Source organism: Psychrobacillus sp. FJAT-21963, assembly GCF_001420585.1.
In the GTDB taxonomy this organism is placed as follows: Bacteria; Bacillota; Bacilli; order Bacillales_A; family Planococcaceae; genus Psychrobacillus.
In genome coordinates this window covers 93,329-116,127 of record NZ_LJIY01000006.1, presented here as the reverse complement: position 1 = coordinate 116,127, position 22,799 = coordinate 93,329, and the positions used below count along the sequence as shown (strand labels likewise).

Here is a 22,799-nt window from a genome sequence, read left to right as displayed (position 1 = left end):
TTCCTCCCAATTAGCCGACGTAATCCAATTGCATACCATCTTTGAACACTTTATCAATCGTTGCTCCACCTAAACACTCGTCTCCTTGATAGAAAACAACTGCTTGTCCTGGTGTAATGGCACGTACCGGCATATCAAAAGTAACTAAAACCTCATCATTCGGAAGTAATTCCACGTGAACTCCGACATCCTCTTGACGATATCTAAATTTAGCTGTGCAATCAAAACTTTTTGGTTTTTCTATAGTAGTAGTGAAAGAAAGACCTGTAGCTTTTAGGCTTGTAGAAAATAGTGCATCATTATTAATATTTTGACCAACTAACAATACATTTCTTTCTAAATCCTTACCAATAACAAACCATGGATCACCTGATCCACCGATACCTAAACCATGACGTTGACCAATTGTATAGTACATTAACCCATCATGTTTACCCATTGGTTTACCATCCATCGTTTCCATCACGCCTTGTTGAGCAGGCAAATACTGACCTAAAAACTCTTTAAAGTTTCGTTCTCCAATAAAACAAATTCCAGTAGAATCTTTTTTAGTTGCAGTTGCAAGACCTTGTTCAAGAGCAATTTCACGCACTTTTTTCTTTTCTAAGTGACCAATGGGAAACATTACTTTTTCTAATTGGTCTTGGTTTAATTGATTTAGGAAATACGTTTGATCTTTGTTAGCATCTTTTCCGCGGAGCATACGAGTTTGTCCATCTCTTACTTCCGCTTGGGCATAATGACCAGTTGCTAAATAATCCGCTCCAAGTGCAAGAGCATGCTCCAAAAATGCTTTGAATTTAATTTCTTTGTTACACATAACATCTGGATTTGGTGTTCTACCTGCTTTATATTCCTCTAGGAAATACGTAAAAACTTTATCCCAATATTGCTTCTCAAAATTTACAGCATAATACGGAATACCGATTTGGTTACATACTTTAATAACATCATCATAGTCCTCCGTAGCTGTACATACTCCAAATTCATCGGTGTCATCCCAATTTTTCATAAATATACCGATTACATCATATCCCTGTTCTTTTAACAAATATGCTGCAACGGATGAATCGACTCCACCGGACATTCCAACTACTACTCGTGTATCCTCTATTTTTTTCACTTTTAAACACTCATTTCTAATTATTCGTTAAAATCCTAGAATAATTTTACTAATTCTATTTGCTGCTTCAATTACTTGAGATTCCGAATTATTGATTCCAAAGCTAAAGCGTACAGAATTCCTTAGCTCTGGGGATTTCTCACCAAACATTGCGACTAAAACATGTGATGGATCTATAGAACCTGCAGTACAAGCTGAACCGCTAGAGGCATCAATACCTGCTAAATCAAGTTGAACTAAAAACGTTTCTACATCTGTTTTTGGAAAACTAATATTTAATACATGTGGAAGAACATTTACTTTAGATCCATTAATAGAAAAATCAACACCATTGTTTATTAATTGTTGGACAAAAGCATTTTTTAGACTGTTTAATGCCCTACTATTTTCCTCTAAGTGTTGTTGCTTTAACTCCACAGCTTTTGCAAAACTAACTACTGCAGGAACATTTTCTGTTCCTGCACGTTTCTTTCTTTCTTGTTGACCACCATAAAATAATGGTTTTAAGTATATTCCATTTCGTTGATATAAAAAACCAATACCTTTTGGACCATTAATTTTATGACTAGAAACGCTAAGTAAATCAATATGAAGTTCTTGCACATTAATCAAGATACTACCGTATGCTTGAACTGCATCTGTATGAAAGTAAGCAGGATGATCTTTTAAAAGCTGTCCAATTTCACGAATTGGCTGAACAGAACCCACCTCATTGTTTCCAAACATGATAGAAACTAATATAGTATCGTCTCGAAGTGAATTTTTCAAGTCATCGACCTTAATGATTCCTTCTTCATTTACAGGTAAATAAGTTACTTCAAAACCTTCACGTTCTAATTGTTCACATGCATGTAAAACAGCATGATGTTCGACTTGGGATGTAATAATATGTTTTCCTTCTTGCACTCGTGCAAAAGCAGTCCCAAAAATAGCATAATTATCTGCTTCCGTCCCACCACTAGTAATGGTTACTTCGTTTACATTTGCCCCTATACTTGAAGCTAGAATGGTTCTTGATTCATCTAGTTTCTTCCGTGCTCTTCGGCCTGTTTGATGAATACTTGAAGCATTGCCATATTCATCGTTCATTTCAGCTGTAAAGGTTCTGATCACTTCTTCTGCCATCGGTGTTGTTGCGGCGTGATCTAAATAAATTCTAGTCATTTCAAACTACTCCTTAAATGTAAAACATATATCCATCATTATTCTTTGGATCATCTTCTGTATGTTTTGCTAAATCTTCGATTGTAGTCGTCTCTAACACATTTTTCACTGCGTCACGAATACGCATCCAAAGCTCTCGTTGTGGTGGCTCTTCCTCTTCAATACCTTCAACTATTTGAATAGGTCCTTCTAGTACACGAATAACATCACCTGCAGTAATTTCGTTAGGGACTTTCGATAGCATATATCCACCGTAAGCGCCTCTGACACTTTTAACTAGTCCTGCATTTCGAAGAGGAGATACAATTTGTTCAAGATAAGCCTCCGATAAATTATGATCCGATGCAATTTGACGAAGTGCCAATGGACCCTCTCCGTACTGTTTACCTAGCGCTATCATAATGGTTAATCCATAACGTCCTTTTGTTGAAAACTTCAATATATTCCACCCCATTAAATATCTAATTAGCCTGTGCATACTCGTAGCCCAGGAATTGAAAAATTCTTTCCCTAGTATAGCATAAATACATCATATAACGACTTCAAAATGACTTTTCAGCTCTACTTCGTTATAATTAAAGAACAGATGTTTGAATAAGGAGAGATCATTTTGAATAATGAACCTTTAGCATATAGAATGAGACCCCAAACAATAGATGAAATAGCTGGACAACAACATGTTATCGGAAAAGATACAGCATTATATAAAATGATAAAAAATGGACATGTCCCTTCTATGCTTTTATATGGGGACCCAGGAGTTGGCAAGACTTCGCTTGCATTTGCAATTGCAGGTACAACTAAACTACCTTTTGTAGCATTAAATGCAACAAAGGCTGGCAAAAAAGATGTAGAAGATGTCGTAGCTGATGCGAGATTAACGGGGAAGGTCATTTTATTTTTAGATGAGATCCATCGTTTTAATAAACTTCAACAGGATACATTATTACCTCACGTAGAAAATGGCTCTATTATATTGATAGGTGCAACAACCGAAAATCCATTTCACGATGTAAACCCTGCAATACGATCCCGTTGTGGAGAAATTAAACAACTAAAAAGGCTTACATCAGAGGACGTAGATCTTCTGCTAAAAAGAGCACTTGAAGACTCTGAGAAAGGGCTCGGAAACGTAGCTATTGAAATAAGCAATGAACAAAGAAAAAAAATAGCGGATGCGGCAAACGGAGATGCAAGAAAAGCATTAACCTTATTAGAATCAACCATATTTGCTAGCTTTGAAGAAAACGGCGTTACGAAAGTGGAAGATTCTATATTGAACAGTCTTGTGGATAGAGTGGGTGTTTTTGGAGATAAAAAGGGCTCTCACTTTTATAACCTCTTATCAGCTTTACAAAAGTCCGTACGTGGAAGTGACACAGATGCCGCACTTTACTATTTGGCACATTTACTTGAAAACGGAGACTTAGTTGCTGTTTCAAGAAGATTGCTTGTTATGAGTTATGAGGATATCGGCCTTGCAAATCCTTCTATTGGTCCACAAGTGCTTGCAGCGATTCAGTCTGCAGAAAGACTAGGACTCCCAGAAGCCCGAATCCCTTTAGCGAACGCTGTAGTTTTAATGTGTCTTTCTGAGAAATCCAATTCAGCATATTCAGCTTTAGATGCTGCAATTGCAAGTATACATCAAGGCAAAATAGGAGACATTCCTAGCCATTTAAAAGATACACATTACGCGGGAGCTAAGGACCTAGGTCATGGAGGGTATATTTATCCTCATGATCATAAAATCGGTACATTCGGAGGATGGGTCAATCAAACCTACTTACCTGATAATCTTATCGGAAGCAAATTCTATACCCCAATCGAAGCAGGAGAAGAAAAACGACTTTCCGCCATATATAATAGGTTAGAAAAGTTTAAAATAGAAAAATAAAAAGCAAAAATCCAGTCATTCCAAACATGACTGGATTTTTACTTTTTAGTGCTTCTGCGCAAAGCTCGTCGCAGACCATTTAGTTAACGATTCTATATTGTAATACCTTTAAACACCCATCTTGCGTCTAGTATTACTCACTTTCTTCGTCTGTTGGCTCTTCATTTTTTGGTTGGTTGCTGTACCGTTTCCTACTGATTTTCCGCCAGAAGCTTGGTTTTTCTTTTCTTCAAGCTTTTGTTTCACTGCTTCTTGTAATGTCATTTTCTTTTTTGGAGCATCTTGATTATTTAGCTCTGTCATATATGACTACCTCCTCTTTTGTACACTTTTCTTTTTCTTTAATACTAGTATAGGCTAAAAGGAAAAATTTTCAACAAATTATTGTACTCGATTTATATGAATATCCTTCGTGATATTATTAATGACCCAACTAGCACAAATTAAACCAACAGAAGATGGAACAAAAGCATTGGAAGATGGCGGCATTTTCGCTTTACGAATTGCTGCGTCTGGTTTTCCAACAGTTCCAACTACATCTTCACGAACAATTATTGGGCTTTCATCTGAAAACACGACAGGAATTCCTTTTGAAATATGGTCCTCTTTACGTAATTTAGTTCGAATTATTTTAGCAATAGGATCCGTATGAGTTTTAGAGATATCCGCAATTTTAAAACGAGTTGGATCTGTTTTGTTTGCGGCACCCATACTTGAAATTATTTTAATACCACGTTTTAAGCATTCTTTCATTAGATGGATTTTATAAATAATCGTATCTGATGCATCGATTACATAATCTATTCCCAATTCGAAAAACTGTTCATATGTTTCTTCTGTATAAAACATATGCATGTCAATTACTTCACATTCTGGATTAATATCCGCAATTCTTTCTTTCATCACTTCGGATTTAGAGCGTCCAATCGTAGACATATAAGCTACTAATTGTCGATTGATATTAGTAATATCTACATTGTCTTTATCTACTAATATGATTCGGCCGATACCGCTTCTAGCACATGCTTCAGCTGCAAATGACCCTACTCCACCAACACCTAATATGGCAACAGTTGTATTTTTTAATAATTCGATACCTTCTTGCCCTATTGCTAGTTCATTTCTAGAAAATTGATGTAACATACTAAAACACTCCATTTATAACATATTAGTTGAATATTAAATTCGTCTTATCTCACTTGAGTTCAGCTTATGTACCTCACTTGTAGGTGAAAACTCTAAATGGAATTCCCAAATTCAAGTTGGGTGAACCATCATTCTAGTTATAGCCATGAAAAACCCCCCAGCAATTCTTGCTAGAGGGGATATAAGTAATTTAGGACGAATCCCAATAGTGCCGACAAATAAAGCGTATCGTTTTGAACCCGCATTTAGCAGGTGGGTGTCCTCTTTATTAATCCTGGCGTCCCTATTAAGGGCATGTCATTTATAATAAAAGTTAGACTCCCGACGATATAGTTGTTCGGTCAAAACTGATTAGCACGTTGCGAACACATCAGGATTCGTATTACTTGTATAATAGCACAACATTTTTTAAACTTCAATTATTTTATCGTGATATTTTCTCACTATTCTGAACAATCACATTTAGGCTTAATTCCTCAAGTTGGGCTGAAGCTACAGAACTAGGAGCCTGAGTTAACAAGCAACTAGCGCTTGCTGTTTTCGGAAATGCGATAGTGTCACGAAGATTTGTTCTCCCTGAAAGCAACATAACTAAACGATCTAAACCGAAAGCTACCCCGCCATGTGGAGGCGTTCCGTATTCAAATGCTTCCATTAAGAAACCAAATTGCTCTTTCGCTTCTTCTTCTGAGAAACCAAGAATTTCAAACATTTTCTCTTGAACGTCTCTAGAATAAATACGTAATGACCCTCCACCAAGCTCATATCCGTTTAACACTAAGTCATAAGCTTGTGCTCGCACTTTACTCGGTTCTGAATCCATTAAAGCAAGATCCTCGTCGAAAGGTCTTGTGAAAGGATGATGCGCAGCATAATAACGCCCTTCTTTTTCATCGTATTCAAATAACGGCCAATCAACTACCCATAAGAATTCAAATCTACTTTCATCGATTAGTTGAAGGTCTTTCCCTAACTTCATACGAAGTGCTCCAAGTGCATCAGCTACAACTGATTTTTTATCCGCAACAAATAATAGTAAGTCTCCTGCAGTAGCTTCTAATGTTTCAATTAAGCTTGTTGCAGCATCTCCTTCAAAGAACTTAGCGATAGGTCCTTTCAAACCTTCTTGGTCCACTTTTAACCAAGCAAGACCTTTTGCACCATAAACAGCCGCAAACTCACCAAGAGCGTCAATATCTTTTCTTGAATAGTTATCTGCTGCTCCCTTAACGTTAATTGCTTTAACTTGCCCACCATTCTCAACTGCGGAAGCAAATACTTTAAATGCACTATCTTTCACAATTTCGGATAGGTCTACTAATTCCAAACCAAAACGTACATCTGGTTTATCAGATCCAAAACGATCCATCGCTTCATCATAGTTCATACGATTAAAAGGAATGGTTACGTCGATGCCCTTTACATCTTTCATAATTTTTTTCATCATTCGTTCATTCATTTCCAAAATTTCATCCATCGATAAGAAGCTCATTTCCATGTCGATTTGTGTGAATTCTGGTTGACGGTCCGCACGTAAATCTTCATCACGGAAACATCTAGCTATTTGGTAGTACTTTTCGAAACCGGATACCATTAACATTTGTTTAAATAATTGTGGTGATTGTGGTAATGCATAAAATTCTCCTGGGTGTACACGACTAGGAACTAAATAGTCACGAGCACCTTCAGGTGTTGATTTTGTAAGAATCGGTGTTTCTACTTCTAAAAATCCTTCTTCATCTAAGAAACGTCTTACTGTTTTTGTAATATCAGAACGCATTTTAAATGTGTCATACATTACTGGTCTTCTTAAATCTAAATAGCGGTATTTCAAACGAATATCTTCCCCAGCATCCGTTTGATTTTCTATAGGAAATGGTGGAGTTTTTGCTTCGTTTATTATTGTTACTTCCGTTGCATGAACCTCTATTGAGCCAGAAGGAATATTAGGGTTAATTTGATTTTCAGCACGAGCAATCACTGTACCATGAACTTCAATAATGTATTCATTACGAAGTTTATCCGCTACATCGATTGCAGATTGTGAAAGTTCAGGATTGAATACTACTTGAACTAACCCGGAACGATCTCTAACATCAACAAAAATCAATCCACCCAAGTCTCTTCTTTTTTGTACCCATCCGATTAGCTGGACAGATTCGCCAATATGTTGTTCATTTAATTCACCACTAGTATGTGTTCTTTTCATTTTTCTTCCTCCACTCAAGCTAAAATACTATTTTTCAATTGCTCTACTAACTGAACCCAAGGAACAAGTTGTTGCTCTCCGTTTGATAAATTTTTAAGCATAACACTTTCTTTTTCCATTTCATCGTCACCGATTACAAGCACAAATTTTGCTTTGAGACGATCTGCTGATTTCATTTGTGTTTTGATTTTTCGATCTAAGTAATCCATTTCAGAAGTGATATTATTTTGACGGAGTTCATACGTAAGTTCTACCGCTTTTTTCTTAGCAGTCTCTCCCATACCAATAACATATACATCTAATGAGGATGGATCAGCCCATTCCTTATTCTCTGCTTCAATAGCAAGTAATAATCTTTCTATACTCATTGCGAATCCAATTCCTGGAGATGCTGGCCCACCTAATTCTTCTACTAATCCGTTATATCTTCCACCACCAGCAAGTGTCGTAATTGCCCCGAATCCTTCCGCAGCACTCATAATTTCAAATGCAGTATGATTGTAATAATCTAGACCACGTACTAAATTTGGATCTACTTCAAATTCGATATTAAGTGCCGTTAAATAATCTTTAACTTTTTCAAAATAAGCTGCTGATTCTTCATTTAAAAAATCTGCTAAAGATGGAGCAGTAGCCATTAATGGGTTGTTACGGTCAACTTTACAATCTAAAATACGAAGGGGATTTTTTTGAAGTCTATTTTGGCAATCTGAACAAAACGCTTCGATATGTGGTTCAAAGTGATTTACTAACGCTTCTTTATGAGCTACTCGACTTTCCGTATCCCCTAGAGAATTGATAACAAGCTTTAATTTTTTTAATCCCGCTTTTTGATAGACTGACATCGCTAATGAAATTACCTCTGCGTCAATTGCAGGATCCGCACTTCCAATTGCTTCAATTCCAAATTGAACAAACTGACGATACCTTCCTGCTTGTTGTCTTTCATATCGGAACATCGGACCCATATAATATAACTTCACAGGTTGATCAGGGTATCCAAACATTTTATGCTCAACAAATGCTCTTACTGCCGAAGCAGTTCCCTCAGGTCTTAATGTCAATGAACGGTTCCCTCTATCTTGAAATGTATACATTTCTTTTTGGACAATATCCGTTGTATCACCCACACTTCTAGTGAACAATTCAGTATGTTCAAATACAGGAGTTCTAATTTCTTTATATTGATATAGTCGACATGTCTCTCTGATTAAATCCTCTACTATTTGCCATTTGCCTGTTTCACTTGGCAAAATGTCCTGTGTTCCTCTTGGCACCTTAATATCCATGGCTATTGCCCCTTTCTATGACAAATAAAAAAAGCCCCCATCCCTTGCTTAATAGCAAGGGACGAGAGCTAATATTAGCTTCCGCGGTTCCACCCTAGTTGGTCAAACAATTGACCCTCTCATTTCTGGATAACGACCAGCCCCGTTTTTGCCTACTAAAGAATTCTTTTTCGACAAAAAACCTCTCGAATGTTGTTCACTGTTTTCGTCTGTAGGAAAGATTTCAGCCGCGTCTCTCCCTCTCTAGTCATCCGTTTATCACAGCTACTTTTTCGGTCACAGGTTTGTTAATTGAATATAATTATACTTTATCTTAATAACAGGAATGAAATAAGTCAACCTTTTTAAACAAAAGGTAGAAATTTCATGACAGAATATTTACAATAAGGATAGGGGGGATACAATGATCGACAAACTAATGCAGAAAATGACATTTATCATTATTTCTATTATTTTAGTTATACCTGTTTTTCATGTTTATGCACAAGAAAATGATGTGACAGTAAATGTGGAATCACTTAAAGTTCGTTCTGGTCCTGGTCTTACATATAACGTAATAGGTACAGTGGAGCAAGATGATAAGCTCACAGTTATTGGTAAAGAAAATGATTGGCTACAAATCAATTATGGAGAAACAAATGGTTGGGTCGCTAGTTGGTATACAAAAAGCGAAGCAATTGAAATAACAAATAAACAAATTGTTTCAAAAGTAAATAAACTAAATGTCCGTAAAGAACCTTCATTATCGTCTGCAGTAATTGGCCAACTACAAGAAGGAAATCAATTTATTGCCTTAAAATCAGAAGGTGAATGGATTGAGATAGCTTTCAACGATCAAAAGGGTTGGGTACATAGTGAATACGTTTCAATAGTAGACCAAACAAAAGAAGAACAGCCGAAAACTGAAGTCACCTCCAGCGGAGATATGTTTGTGGTTTCAGTAGATATTCTTAATGTTCGTGCGAAGCCAGATCTATCTTCAAGGAAAATCGGACAAGTCGAAAAAAACCAGGCCTTTGAAATTCTCGAAAAAGATCATAATTGGGTTCAAATAAAATTAAAGAACGGTAAAAAGGGATGGGTTTATAGCTTTTATGGTAATTTCGCAGAGCAACCAAAATCATCCGTTCAATCAGCCACGTCTAATGAAACAATTAAAATTCTATACAATGGAACAAATTTACGTTCCGATAGTGCAACTAGTAGTGAAGTGGTTGCCCGGGTGGATGCTGGTGAAACTTTTACTGTAATTGAAAAAATAAATGATTGGTATAAAATTGAGCTAGCAGATAAAACGACTGCTTTCGTAGCAAGTTGGGTCGTTTCAACAAATGATTCTGCACCAATAACTTCTGAAAAACCAACAGAAAGTCGTAAAAAAGGAACTTTAAATGGTCTAACTCTAGTAATTGATGCTGGACATGGCGGAAATGACCGTGGAACTACCGGAGCATTAGGAACGGATGAAAAAGATATTACGCTATTAACTGCAGAGTTATTATCTACTAAATTGAAATCTGCAGGGGCAAACGTCATCATGACAAGAGAATCTGATGTTTACGTTGATTTACGTAAACGAGTATCTATAAGTCATCAAAACGCTGCAGATGCTTTTATCAGTCTACATTACGATGCAATTGAAAATAACTCCGTCCGAGGATTGACTACATACTATATGTATGATTACCAAAAAGAATTAGCTTCCTATGTTCATAAAGAACTGAGCGATATGGTTTCTCTGAAAGACAGAGGAACACAACCTGGAAATTATTTAATTCTTCGAGAAAATAAACAGAAAGCTATTTTAATAGAGTTAGGTTATTTGAGTAACGCAAACGAAGAACGTCAAGTAACAACAGAAAAATATAGAGAACAAGCAACACACGGAATATATAATGGAATCATTAACTATTTTGATGATCAGTTAGAGAAATAGTGAAACCAATCATACAATTATTTTTAAGGTGAAATTTTGAAGAGCGGTAAGTGACTATGAAACTTATCGCTCCCTTTTTTTATTTTCTTATTACATAGTCTTGTGGAAACAACAAAAATACTTAAAAACTCAAAAAATAAAAAGACAGTATACACCTCATATTTTTGAGTTTTGTTTACTGTCTGAATTATATTGACTTTTTTCCACTACCACTTTTTATGCTTCTAACATTATCGTCACAGGTCCATCATTTGTAAAAGTAACGTCCATCATAGCACCAAAAATCCCGGTTTCTACAACAAACCCTTTCTCTCGAAGCTTATCATTAAATAACTCCCATAAAGGCTTTGCAATTTCTGGACGTGCTGCATCAATAAAACTCGGTCTTCTTCCCTTTCGAGTATCTGCGTATAACGTAAATTGGGAAACAGAAAGGATAGATCCACCTGCTTCTACAATAGAGTGATTCATCTTTCCTTCTGCATCTTCAAATAAACGTAGTCCAGCAATTTTGTCGGTTAAATAGTTTATTTCTTTTTCACTATCTGTTGAAGTAATGCCGACTAATAATAGATATCCATGACCAATGGAGCCAGTAATTTCCCCATCAACTGTTACAGATGCATTTTTGCAACGCTGTAATAATACTTTCATGAGAAAAAAACCCCTTTAATTTATAATTCGTTGAACCGAATATACATCCGGCAATTGCTTAATACGATCAGCCACTTTATGTAAATGGGCAATATCTGTGATTTTTATTGTCATATTAATCGTTGCAATATCATTTTCTATTTTTCCACTTACAGCAGCGATGTTCGTTTTTGACTCATTTACTACTTGCAGTACTTCGTTTAATAGACCAGCTCGATCAAAAGCAGATACTTCTATATCTACTTGATAGTCTTTTTTCATTGGAGTATCCGATTGCTCCCATTCCACCTCGATTATTCTAGAGTGGGATTCATCACTTTGAACGTTAGGGCAATCTGCTCGGTGAACTGAGACTCCTCTTCCTTTAGTTATAAAACCTACTATTTCATCTCCAGGTACAGGGCTACAACATCTAGAAAGTCGTATTAACAAATTTTCTATGCCTTTTACAACAACACCAGATTCAGTTGACTTTTTAGGTGCCGGAGCTTTCATTTCAGTTGTAATTTTTTCGAGTGCTTCTTCTTGGTCGCGAATTTTCCGCATTTTCTCAGCTAAACGATTTACAACTTGCTGTGCTGTAATTCCATTGAAGCCAACAGCAGCATACAAATCCTCTTCCCCGGCAAATGCATACTTCTCGCATACTCGTTTAATGTTATCAGGAGTTAATACTTCTTTTACATCAAATTCCTGTGCTTTAATTTCTTTTTCAATTTGTTCTTTACCTTTAATAACGTTCTCATCACGAAGCTGCTTTTTAAAAAATTGCTTAATCTTATTTTTTGCTTGTGAGGATTGGGCAATTTTTACCCAATCGCGACTTGGCCCAAAGGATTGCTTAGATGTTAATACCTCGATGATATCCCCTGTTTTTAACTTCGTATCTAACGGAACCATTTTGCCGTTCACTTTCGCGCCAATGGTTTTATTACCAACTTCAGAATGGACTCGATATGCAAAATCTATTGGAACTGAACCTGCAGGTAGTTCAATTACATCACCTTTAGGTGTAAATACGTAAACCATATCAGAGAACAAATCGAATTTTAAAGATTCCATAAACTCTTCCGCATTTGAAGATTCTTGTTGAAACTCTAAAATTTCTCTAAACCATGTTAATTTCGAGTCAATATTTTGTTTATTATTTTCAACCTTTTTACCTTCTTTGTATGCCCAGTGAGCTGCAACCCCATATTCCGCAATATTATGCATTTCTTCTGTGCGGATTTGCACCTCTAACGGATCACCATTAGGACCAATTACAGTCGTATGGAGTGATTGATATAAGTTTTGTTTCGGCATCGCTATATAGTCTTTAAATCGACCAGGCATTGGTTTCCACAGTGTATGGATAACCCCTAAAACGGCATAACAATCTTTTATGCTGTTGACGATAATTCGCATAGCTAGCAAATCATAAATCTCATTAAATTGTTTGTTCTGAACAACCATTTTACGATAAATACTGTATATATGTTTTGGTCTACCCGAAATATCCGCATCTACTTCCATATCATCTAACTGTTTACGAATATCATTCATTACATTTTTTAAATACGCTTCTCGTTCCGTACGCTTCTTTTTCATAAAATTAACAATGCGATAATATTGTTGGGGATTTAAATAGCGAAGTGCTGTATCCTCAAGTTCCCATTTCACTGCTGATATTCCAAGACGATGGGCAAGTGGAGCAAATATTTCTAATGTTTCGTTCGAAATACGTCGCTGTTTTTCTTCCGGTAAATGTTTTAACGTACGCATATTATGTAAACGGTCTGCAAGCTTTATTAAAATAATACGTATATCTTGTGCCATAGCAATGAACATTTTTCGGTGATTTTCCGCTTGCTGCTCTTCTTTTGACATATATTTTATTTTACCTAGTTTTGTAACACCTTCGACTAGTAGTGCAACTTCTTCATTGAATTCGCGAACGATATCTTCTCTCGTATATTCAGTATCCTCTACAACATCATGTAAAAAGCCAGCAGCAACGGTTTCGGGATCCATTTGAAGATCAGCAAGAATTCCGGCTACTTGAATAGGATGTAATATGTATGGTTCACCAGAATTTCGGAATTGTTCTCGATGCGCATGCTCTGCTAAATTATATGCTTTTTTGACAAAGGAAACATGCTCTTCATTCATATAAGTAGAGAGTGTTTGGAAAACATCTTCTGCTGTCTTCACTTGATCTTTTGCCATGCTAAGTCACCTGATTTCGTTATATTTCTAGAATAGTATATAAGTTATATTGTATAAAAAAAAAGATGGACTTGTAAAGTCCACCCCTTTGACTGTTGAGAAAAGCTAAGCTTAAGAAAATAAAAGCTCTCAACGCTTTCAAAGAAAGTTTGTTAATGAAGTAATTAGTATTGCATCAATGTGCAAATATCATAGTTATCCAGCTTATTTCTTCCTTCTAAATACGTTAGCTCTATTAAGAAAGCACAACCAACTACAACTCCACCTAGCTCTTCTACTAATTTAATAGTCGCATCGATTGTACCACCAGTAGCAAGTAAATCATCTACGATAAGAACCTTTTGACCAGGTTTCACGGCATCTTTATGCATTGTTAAAATATCTTTTCCATATTCCAAACCATATTCTGCACGTATTACTTCACGAGGAAGCTTGCCCTCTTTACGAACAGGAGCAAATCCAACACCAAGTGCATAGGCAACAGGACAACCTATTATAAATCCACGTGCTTCAGGTCCTACAATAATATCTGCTTGTACTTTTTTAGCATATTCGACAATTTGGTCAGTTGCATATTTATATGCTTCTCCATTATCCATAATTGTTGTAATATCTTTAAAACTAATACCTGGTTTTGGCCAGTCTTCTACTGTCGTCACATATTGCTTTAAATCCATAAATGCTCCTCCTCAGGAACGGTTTGTACTGCTTTCCGCTCTTCAAACCATTGTTTCAGCTCCATATACGGGGCGTATAATAGCTTTTGTTCAAGTTTTATTTGTTTCTCTCGTTGTTTATACGCTGGTGCTTCCGATAAATCTGACTTAGTCAGTTGTTCATTTAACACTAACATCCCATTGTCTATTCTAACAAAATTAAGTTCAAAAAACACCTGTGACATAAAATTAATTGTATTTTGACTCCAGCCTGTATGTTTGGATAGTTCATGAATATTCTTTTTCAATGCAAATGTTTTTCTTTTAGACAAAAATGAAAAATACCATTTGAACTGTTCCCGAGAAGGAAGTCCTTCAAAATAAATAGAATCATTGCCATAAAAGTGTGCATAGACTCTTGACCAATTGTGGTATTCTAACAATTTATAAATAGAAGATTCATCATTTGGCAAATCCAATATAGTGACATAATCTGCTTTGATCTGATGATTTATTAGATCAGTAAAAATCCAAATTTTTTCTTTTATAAGAGAGTTAAAATGGGAAACAGTATCTTCGTTAAAAGCAATAAATACATTTTTTTCTACAGGTATCGTCGGCAGCCAACGATTTACTTGACGAATACCACGTATATCAAACAGCTGCCAATCGTTTGACTTGGCATCTTCAATCATTAGCTGAGGTTTTTTCCGACCATTCCATTCATTAATTTGTAAATCTCCAATGAATGAGAGTTTAGCTGTTGGTGAAATCTCATCCGCTAATTCTCCTTTACCAAAGCCAATGGCATCCAAAGCTATACCACCATATTTGAGCTCCATTTTCACATGGTTTTGTGCAGAACCAATTTTTCGTACTGTTGCAACCTCCACATTTTCTATACAGTACACGGGCTTAGCAAAATCCATCCCAAAGGGAGAAAGTTTTTGTAAGGATTCTATTGCTTCCGTTGTAATTTCATTCATTTCCAGTGGTACATCGATTGAAACAACTGGTATTAAATGCTCATCCGTCAAACAAGCTTTCGCTTGGTCTATTAATCTATCTCTTAATTCTCCAACATTATCAAGCGGCAAAGTCATACCTGCTGCCATAGGATGTCCACCAAAGTGAGGTATAATATCACTATTTTTAGCGAGCTCCTTGAACATATGGAAGCCTTCAATACTTCTAGCAGAACCTTTAGCAATTTGTTTTTCTTCATCAAACCCCAATACGATTGCGGGGCGGTAATACTTTTCTACGAGTTTGGAAGCGACAATTCCTAAGACGCCAGGATTCCAATCTTTTTTACCAACAACAATTACACTAGGTCCTTCTATGTTGCCAGCCTGTTCAATTAACTGAATAGCTTCGTCGGATATCTGTTTCACAATGGCTTGTCTTTCTTTGTTTTTCTCATGTAACATGTTTGCGATTGCGTGTGCATCAGCTATGTCTTCTGTTAAAAATAATTCAACACCTGGAGCTGCTTCACCTAATCTACCTACTGCGTTTATTCGGGGTCCAAACATAAACCCTACTGTTTCCTCGTTAATGGTAGGCACTTCAATTCCGCTAACTTTTGCCAATGCTTCGATAGCTATCAGATTTGACCCATTCATTTGCTTTATTCCTTGCTGCACAAAGTAGCGGTTCTCTCCTGTTAAGGAAACTAAATCCGCAATTGTTCCAATTGCAACTAAGTAATATAACTCCTTAGGAACCTCACCTAATAAGGCATGTGCTACTTTAAATGCGACACCGACTCCAGCTAAATGTGGAAACGGATAAGATGTATTCTTTAAACCGGGATGTATAATGATATCTGCTACAGGAAGTTCCTCACCTGGTTCATGGTGATCCGTTACAATTACATCCATACCAAGATCTTTTGCAAATTGAATTGGTTTAAGTCCAGAAATTCCATTATCTACGGTAATTATTAATCTTACACCTTCATCGTAAGCTTCTTGGAATAAACGCTCGCTAGGGCCATAGCCATCAATAAATCGATTCGGAATTTTAAAAATCACATCTGCACCCATAGAAAGTAAGGTTTTCATCATTACTGTAGTACTAGTAATTCCATCAGCATCATAATCTCCATATACCATAATCCTTTCTTGTTGATCAATTGCTTTGAAAACACGTGCAACTAGCTCGTCCATCCCATTCAGTAAAAAAGGATTATGTATATGGTCTTTCGTCAAATGTAAAAAGTTATAAGCTTCTTCTACCGTTTGAAAACCTCTTGATACCATTACTTTTGCACAAACACTAGGTATAGAAAGTTCCTTCTCAAAAGTAGATACTAATTGTTCATCTGGTCTTGAAATTTTCCATCTTTTTTGCGATTGAATCATATTTTCACTTCCTTGACCTCTATTATACTACAATTACAGACGGAGCTTATAGGAAATGCATAAATATAGCGGGCTCTCTTCACGTTCAAGAACTGCTTCCAAATTTGACTTATCTAAATAATGACTTCCGATAAAAAAGAAAATCGTTGAAATAGCTCCCTTTCCGCGGGCGTTGCCTTAGCCTCCTCGCTGCGCTGTGGGTCTGAGCGTAGCGAAATTAATTTTTGCGACGAGCTTGCGCAGGAGCGAGGGAAGCGGCTGAAGCCATGCCGTCGGAAAGCGTCCGCCTGGAACGGAAATCTATCGCACTAATAGAAGATACGAAGAAAGAGGCTACCCTTAAAAGTCATTTTCTATGACTTTCAGTACAGCCCCTATGCTCATATTTAATTATTAGTCTTTATTAAAAACCGATTATATTTCGCTAACTGGTTTTATCAGTGTTTTGAAGAATTATCTAGTCGTCCCTCTTGTGCAACTAAATCATTTTGAAGTACACCTATAGAATGATCTTTCTTTTCAAGCTCTCTTTCTAGATTTTTGACCTTACGAGAAAGAACAAATGATCGATATATTGCAATAGAACCACTCAGGAGAGCACCAAGAAGTGCTGAGCCTAAAATAACTAAAATGAGCGGCCACTGCGCTGTACCAATAACGTAGTTTACAGGTACTTTTTCTACATTATTAACAGCAAAAAGAGCAATAATAACGGCAAATATTAATCCAAATAAAAGTGACCATTGTAATTTCATCTATATTCCTCTTTTCAATAAAAAAATAGAACAGAATATATAAAATATACCCTGTTCTATCTTTTATTAACCATTATACGACAGGCTCATCTGAACCCCATTTTTTCTCTTCTTTTTGTACATCAATCCCACCAGTTTTCCGCAGCTCTTTCACTTTTAAATCAAACCAAACTTGAACTGCGATAAAAATGGATGAATATGTTCCTGCTAGTAATCCAATTAGCAATGCGATAGAGAAGTTTCGAATTCCTTCTGCACCAAAGATTAATAGTGCAACAACTACTAATACAACAGTCAGTACTGTATTAACAGAACGACCAAGTGTTTGTCTTAATGACTTATTAACAATTGTCGCAAGTTCCTCTTCAGTCGTAATCTTTTTACTTCGATGCAAGTTCTCTCGAATACGGTCAAATGTAACGATTGTGTCATTAATTGAATAACCAACAATCGTTAACACTGCGGCTATAAACGTTATATCGACTTCTAAACGTAATATACTAAAAACAGTTACCATTAAGAATGCATCATGTACTAGGGATACGATGGAACCTACACCCATTCTCCATTCAAAACGGAATGCAACGTAAATTAAAATACCAAGTGCTGCAATAGAAAGGGCTTTTATTGCATTTTTTGCAAGCTCTTTCCCTACTGTCGGAGATACACTACTTACAGTTGGGTCTATACCAAACTCTTGAGTCATTTCCGTCTTAAGTGTTTTAACTTCCTCTTGCGTAAAGTCTTCTTTGTAGCGGACGACTGCGAGGTCATTATTATCACCTGAAATTACTATATCTTCTGAAGAAAGACCAATGTGGTCCAGTTTTTCAGCGACAGCTTCCTGCGTTAACGGTTGAGTTGATTGTATATCTACTCGTGTACCGCTTGAAAAGTCTATCCCCAGATTTAGTTTTAATGTACTTAACACAATAATACCTGCAACGGTCAATACAATAGAAATAGTATAGAATATTTTACGACTGTGAACAAAATCGAAACGATCAAATTTGGTCGTCAAATCAAGTGTGTCCACATTTTCTTCAGGTGCGTGAATTCGTTTCTTAGGAATACCAAACCAACCTGGTTTATTATCCCAATACCCACTATTTACAAGTAAGCCTAATAATACTCTTGAAGCCCAAACTGCAGTTATGAATACTACTAAAATACTGATGATCAACAATGTAGCGAACCCTTTTACAGAACTTGTACCAAAGTAGAATAACACGATAGCTGCCAAAAGCGTCGTAAGGTTGGCATCTAATATTGCTGTAAATGCCTCTTTTGCTCCAGTATTAAACGCTTTTTTAACAGACTTACCAACACGTAATTCTTCCCTTATACGTTCATATGTCAAGATGTTCGCGTCTACTGCCATACCTACACCAAGCACAATTGCAGCGATACCAGGAAGCGTTAATACACCATTAATCCAATCAAATATTACAAGGATCAAGAAAATGTAAACAACTAAAGAAATAACTGCTATGAAACCTGGAAGACGATAGTAGAAAATCATAAAAATAAATATTAAGGCTACTCCAATAATACTAGCTAATATTGTACTATTTAATGCTGATTCTCCAAATTGAGCACCAACAGAAGTGGAGAAAATTTCCTCTAAGTGAACAGGTAATGCTCCAGCATTTAAAATACCTGACAAGCTTTTAGTTTCCTCAACAGTAAAGGTACCGGAAATTTCAACACTATCTGAACTAATTCTTTGTGACACTCGTGGAGCTGATGTGAATTTAGGATCAGGTTTTAAAACCTCTTCTTTGTAGGAATCTACACCCTCTTCAAAATCTAACCAAATAACTAATACATTATCTGGTGCTGGTTTAGCAGCGATTTCTTCCGTCACTTGCGCAAACTTATTTGCATCTTTTAACTCAAGCGTAACGATTGGTTGTCCATTTTGGTCAAAGGCTGCTTTTGCTCCGCCTTGTTTTAAATCAGTTCCATCCAGCTTGATATTATCATCTGAATCTCGGAAAGTTAAATTTGCTTGTGTAGAAAGCAGCTCTCTTGCAGAGTTTTGGTCTTCTACTCCTGCAAGTTGCACACGGATGCGGTTGCCACCTTCGATTTGAATACTAGGCTCACTAACTCCTAATACGTCAATACGGCTAGTTAAAGCGGAAGCGGTATCCGCTACTACATCCTCTGTAATTTTCTGTCCCTCTTTTAATTCTTCTACTTGATAAAGAACTTCAAATCCACCTTGTAAATCTAAGCCTAGTTTAATATTGTTTAGTACTCCACTAACTGTAGGACTTATTGTCCCTGCAAAGATTACAAGAAGTAATAAAAACGCAACTATGCGTCCTCTAGTTTTCATATGTATATTTCCTCCTAAAAAGCTACCAACGTCGTCAGCTACGACAAGCAACAGGCGTCTGATGCTAAACAATTACTATTAGATATATGTTCTACTTCAAAAAACGCAACATATTTATTATGAAACACGATAGGCTCTCTGTCAAATAACGGAATGATTATTCATCATCCTTTTTATGATTTAACAGCAGTTGAAGTTCTTCTTGATTGACTTCAGAAAACCAATTGGATGTTTTAAAATTCTCGATCTGTTCAAAGGTCATAAATTCTGCTGGGGATATCGAAAGAATATCATTAATAATTTGATAAAGCGGAATTTCGGGTACTACTTTTTTACGCCATTTCTTCGTGATACAAAAATTCCAAATATCAATTTCTGTTACAGTCTTATATTGATAAACTTCGAACTCTGTTTTCTTACTTTCTAACGCAGGTAGTACATGTGAATATATTTCTTCGTATGTGATTTTCAAAATACCGCACCCCGTTTAAAGAATAATGTACCTACTAGTTTGCATATTGTAATTGTAAACGATGTTCCTGTATTTGAGAAGGAAGTGTTTATGTGTCTACATTTTTAAGAGGATCTCTTTTGTTAATGCTCGCCATCTTTTTATCAAAGTTTTTAGGTTTTATTTACCGCATGCAATTTGTTCGTTTAACCGGAGAAGAAGCATACGGCATATATATGACCGCTTATCCAGCTTTCATTTTTTTTCTATCTCTTATTCAGCTTGGGATCCCTATTGCAATGTCAAAGATTATTGCAGAATTAAGAACGAGAAATGCAGTTTCTAGTTATTTCTCCGTCATGCGTACATCCGTTTTTGTTACTGTTATATCTATTCTAGCATTTACTCCTATTTTCCTTTATGTCACACCATTTATTTCTGAAAATTTATTAAAAAATGATGCTATAACAATGACACTTTATGTTTCTATTGCTATTGTACCTATAGCGGCAGCAGGCGGAATATTAAAAGGATTCTTTCAAGGAATAGCAAGAATAGAAGAGACAGCCGTTTCCCAGTTGATGGAACAAATAATACGAATTTTACTTATTAGTTTTTTACTCCCTCTTCTGCTTACATCAGCTTCTCCTAAAGAAGCAGCTGCTTATGCTATGGGAATGTCCTTATTAGGAGAAGTTGCGGCCTTACTTTACCTAAGATGGAAATATGTAAAATGGAAAGCGAAGCAAACAATTAAAAAAGCTTCCAATGCCTATCCACTTTCACCACTCTTTTCAATTGCTTTGCCATCTTCAGGTAGTAAACTATTTGGTTCTTTCACATGGTTTTTAGAACCAATAATCTTTATCAAAGCTCTAGCAATAACAGGTATTACTAGTGTTGCAGCTACGACACTATACGGTGTTATCTCCGGAGTTTTAGTACCATTGTTACTCTTTCCATCTTTCATTCCTTACGCATTGTCTGTCGTGCTCATTCCTGCCGTAAGTGATGCATTTGCAAGACGGAACAATTCGCTTTTAAAAGAAAGAATTCATTTATCTTTAAAATTCTCTACCTTAACAGGATGTTACGCTGCTACACTATTTTATTTACACGGTGGAGAACTCGTTTCTGTACTATTTCATGTAGAAAATGCAACTGTTTATATGAAAATTTTGTCACCTATCTTTTTCTTTTATTATATTCAAAGTCCATTGTTTTCTATTTTACAAGCATTAAACAACTCTAAGGCAGCTTTTTTAAACTCGTTATATGGCGGAGTTGGTAAATTACTTTTACTATTTTTTCTCGCTTCTCAAGCAGCCATCCAAGAAAAAGGAGCAGTCGTTGCGATTGGTTTTGGTGTTTTGATCACTTCCTTTTTACATATTGCTTCTATAAGAGAAAAAAAAGAAGCACAGATCGGCTTCTCGTTTTTCGCACTTCCATATGTCATTTTCTTACTCACAATTGTTTCACGTCCGTTACTTTTTACTATTGGCGAAAGGTCGTTATTAATTGATTGTTTTGTAACTCTTCTATATCTAACGATTGGATTAGTTCTTTTTAGACAAATAAAAAGAAAAGAAGTCAGTGTTATTCTACAAATACTTCGAACTTCTAAAAAGAAGTTTTGAGTTGAATATACAAAGAATCATCTTCATAACTACAATAAAAAATCTTATTTACGTCCAATATTGATTTTTTTTCAAGTTCTTCTCTAAGCCATTTCTCGTCTTTTCCAAGTCTTTGTAAGTGATCTATTTGAATCTCGCCATCTATTATGAGGGGAAAGACATATTGTTGACTTTCTTTCTTAAAGACAGATAAATTTCCAGATGGTTCTAAAAAAGCGTAGGAAACGGATTGAATAGAACCTATTTGTTGTTCTCTTAATTGTTGTAATAAATCATCTAGGTTGTAACGTTGTTTTCTCATTTCTTTCTCATTGATGATACCATCTTTCATTATAATGGATGGCTTTCCTTCCATTGCGTCTCGGAAATCCTTACTTTTTAATGAAAAATAAGAAACACCAACTTGAATAATCAATAATATTACCATTGGTATTACTGCATGAATAAACTTACTTTTTGGATCATCTAAGGCTAAAGCTCCTATTTCTGCAATTAGTAAAAAAACTACTAAATCGAAAATGCTTAGCTCACCGACTTCTCGTTTTCCCATTAATCGAAGAATACCTAGAATAATCCAATATAATAAAAAAGTACGTAAAATAATGATGAGAATATCGTTCATCCTATCACCTCATTACTACTCTGCCCCAAAAAAAAGAACTTACTCATAAATAGAGTAAGTTCTTTTTTTTATTGATCTGAAACAACTCGTCCTACTGCAACACGTTCAAATTGCAAACGTGTTCCATCTGCTACGACTACAAAAATAGTTGTATCATCTACTGCATCTATCTTCCCGTGTAAACCACCAACTGTAATAATTTGATCTCCACGTTTTAGATTATTTTGCATTTGTGCTGTATTTTTTTGACGTTTTTGTGCTGGTCGAATGATAAAAAACCACATCACTGCGAACATAGCGATTATCGGCAATAAGCCTGCTAACGATTCCATAATAAAT

19 protein-coding genes, 1 other RNA gene and 1 other annotated feature are annotated in these 22,799 nt (G+C 35.9%); of the genes, 3 read left to right on the top strand and 17 right to left on the bottom strand.

The window, feature by feature from the left end; genetic code table 11:
• Window positions 1-10: 10 nt before the first annotated feature.
• The 3 genes from mnmA to cymR all read right to left on the bottom strand — a co-directional run bounded on the left by mnmA (window position 11) and on the right by cymR (window position 2,726).
• A complete protein-coding gene (gene mnmA, locus AN959_RS14130) occupies window positions 11-1,087 on the bottom strand; it encodes a tRNA 2-thiouridine(34) synthase MnmA (RefSeq protein ID WP_056832091.1) in 1,077 nt (358 codons plus the stop codon).
• Window positions 1,088-1,150: 63 nt separating this feature from the next.
• Complete coding sequence (locus AN959_RS14125; RefSeq protein WP_056831593.1) at window positions 1,151-2,287, bottom strand: cysteine desulfurase family protein; 1,137 nt, start codon at window positions 2,285-2,287, stop codon at window positions 1,151-1,153.
• A gap of 13 nt (window positions 2,288-2,300) precedes the next feature.
• Window positions 2,301-2,726, bottom strand: a complete 426-nt coding sequence (cymR, locus tag AN959_RS14120) for a cysteine metabolism transcriptional regulator CymR (RefSeq protein ID WP_053588797.1) — start codon at window positions 2,724-2,726, stop codon at window positions 2,301-2,303.
• Between the two features lie 171 nt (window positions 2,727-2,897).
• Between cymR and AN959_RS14115 the strand changes: the two genes are divergently transcribed.
• A complete protein-coding gene (locus AN959_RS14115; protein ID WP_056831592.1) occupies window positions 2,898-4,184 on the top strand; it encodes a replication-associated recombination protein A in 1,287 nt (428 codons plus the stop codon).
• A 108-nt stretch (window positions 4,185-4,292) separates the two neighbouring features.
• On the opposite strand, the gene AN959_RS14110 is transcribed toward AN959_RS14115, so the two are convergent.
• From AN959_RS14110 to hisS, 5 genes are all read right to left on the bottom strand, one after another.
• Entirely contained in the window at window positions 4,293-4,487 is a 195-nt protein-coding gene (locus AN959_RS14110; protein WP_056831590.1) for a hypothetical protein, read from the bottom strand.
• 78 nt (window positions 4,488-4,565) lie between these two features.
• Window positions 4,566-5,327 carry a ThiF family adenylyltransferase gene (locus AN959_RS14105; protein ID WP_056831588.1) on the bottom strand — a complete coding sequence of 254 codons (762 nt, stop codon included), beginning with the start codon at window positions 5,325-5,327 and terminating at the stop codon, window positions 4,566-4,568.
• Between the two features lie 198 nt (window positions 5,328-5,525).
• Window positions 5,526-5,710: non-coding RNA, 6S RNA (gene ssrS, locus AN959_RS20760), on the bottom strand.
• Between the two features lie 44 nt (window positions 5,711-5,754).
• Window positions 5,755-7,539, bottom strand: coding sequence for an aspartate--tRNA ligase (gene aspS, locus AN959_RS14100; RefSeq protein ID WP_056831586.1), 1,785 nt, complete (start codon window positions 7,537-7,539; stop codon window positions 5,755-5,757).
• A 14-nt stretch (window positions 7,540-7,553) separates the two neighbouring features.
• The gene (hisS, locus tag AN959_RS14095; protein WP_056831584.1) at window positions 7,554-8,828 is read right to left on the bottom strand and encodes a histidine--tRNA ligase; all 1,275 of its coding nucleotides are present in this window, start codon (window positions 8,826-8,828) and stop codon (window positions 7,554-7,556) included.
• 54 nt (window positions 8,829-8,882) lie between these two features.
• Window positions 8,883-9,117: a binding site (T-box leader), on the bottom strand.
• Window positions 9,118-9,231: 114 nt separating this feature from the next.
• Between hisS and AN959_RS14090 the strand changes: the two genes are divergently transcribed.
• On the top strand, window positions 9,232-10,764 hold the full coding sequence (locus tag AN959_RS14090; protein ID WP_056831582.1) for an SH3 domain-containing protein: 1,533 nt from the start codon (window positions 9,232-9,234) through the stop codon (window positions 10,762-10,764).
• A gap of 216 nt (window positions 10,765-10,980) precedes the next feature.
• Here the strand turns inward: AN959_RS14090 and dtd are convergent, their stop codons facing one another.
• From dtd to AN959_RS14055, 7 genes are all read right to left on the bottom strand, one after another.
• Complete coding sequence (gene dtd / locus AN959_RS14085) at window positions 10,981-11,418, bottom strand: D-aminoacyl-tRNA deacylase (RefSeq protein ID WP_056831580.1); 438 nt, start codon at window positions 11,416-11,418, stop codon at window positions 10,981-10,983.
• A gap of 15 nt (window positions 11,419-11,433) precedes the next feature.
• Window positions 11,434-13,626 (bottom strand): bifunctional (p)ppGpp synthetase/guanosine-3',5'-bis(diphosphate) 3'-pyrophosphohydrolase, encoded by a 2,193-nt coding sequence (locus tag AN959_RS14080; protein ID WP_053588790.1) that lies wholly within the window; start codon window positions 13,624-13,626, stop codon window positions 11,434-11,436.
• 164 nt (window positions 13,627-13,790) lie between these two features.
• Entirely contained in the window at window positions 13,791-14,303 is a 513-nt protein-coding gene (locus tag AN959_RS14075; protein ID WP_056831577.1) for an adenine phosphoribosyltransferase, read from the bottom strand.
• Window positions 14,294-16,648 carry a single-stranded-DNA-specific exonuclease RecJ gene (gene recJ / locus AN959_RS14070; RefSeq protein ID WP_056831575.1) on the bottom strand — a complete coding sequence of 785 codons (2,355 nt, stop codon included), beginning with the start codon at window positions 16,646-16,648 and terminating at the stop codon, window positions 14,294-14,296. The genes AN959_RS14075 and recJ overlap by 10 nt, the downstream gene beginning before the upstream one ends.
• Before the next feature lie 437 nt (window positions 16,649-17,085).
• Window positions 17,086-17,403, bottom strand: coding sequence for a lipopolysaccharide assembly LapA domain-containing protein (locus tag AN959_RS14065; RefSeq protein WP_056831573.1), 318 nt, complete (start codon window positions 17,401-17,403; stop codon window positions 17,086-17,088).
• Between the two features lie 73 nt (window positions 17,404-17,476).
• On the bottom strand, window positions 17,477-19,747 hold the full coding sequence (secDF, locus tag AN959_RS14060) for a protein translocase subunit SecDF (protein WP_056831572.1): 2,271 nt from the start codon (window positions 19,745-19,747) through the stop codon (window positions 17,477-17,479).
• A 157-nt stretch (window positions 19,748-19,904) separates the two neighbouring features.
• On the bottom strand, window positions 19,905-20,219 hold the full coding sequence (locus AN959_RS14055; RefSeq protein WP_053588785.1) for a post-transcriptional regulator: 315 nt from the start codon (window positions 20,217-20,219) through the stop codon (window positions 19,905-19,907).
• Window positions 20,220-20,311: 92 nt separating this feature from the next.
• Between AN959_RS14055 and AN959_RS14050 the strand changes: the two genes are divergently transcribed.
• Window positions 20,312-21,838, top strand: a complete 1,527-nt coding sequence (locus AN959_RS14050) for an oligosaccharide flippase family protein (protein ID WP_056831569.1) — start codon at window positions 20,312-20,314, stop codon at window positions 21,836-21,838.
• Here AN959_RS14050 and AN959_RS14045 read toward each other — a convergent pair.
• Complete coding sequence (locus AN959_RS14045) at window positions 21,822-22,460, bottom strand: DUF421 domain-containing protein (RefSeq protein WP_056831567.1); 639 nt, start codon at window positions 22,458-22,460, stop codon at window positions 21,822-21,824. The two genes, AN959_RS14050 and AN959_RS14045, sit on opposite strands and share 17 nt — an antisense overlap.
• Before the next feature lie 68 nt (window positions 22,461-22,528).
• Window positions 22,529-22,792, bottom strand: coding sequence for a preprotein translocase subunit YajC (yajC, locus tag AN959_RS14040; protein ID WP_056831564.1), 264 nt, complete (start codon window positions 22,790-22,792; stop codon window positions 22,529-22,531).
• Window positions 22,793-22,799: the final 7 nt, after the last annotated feature.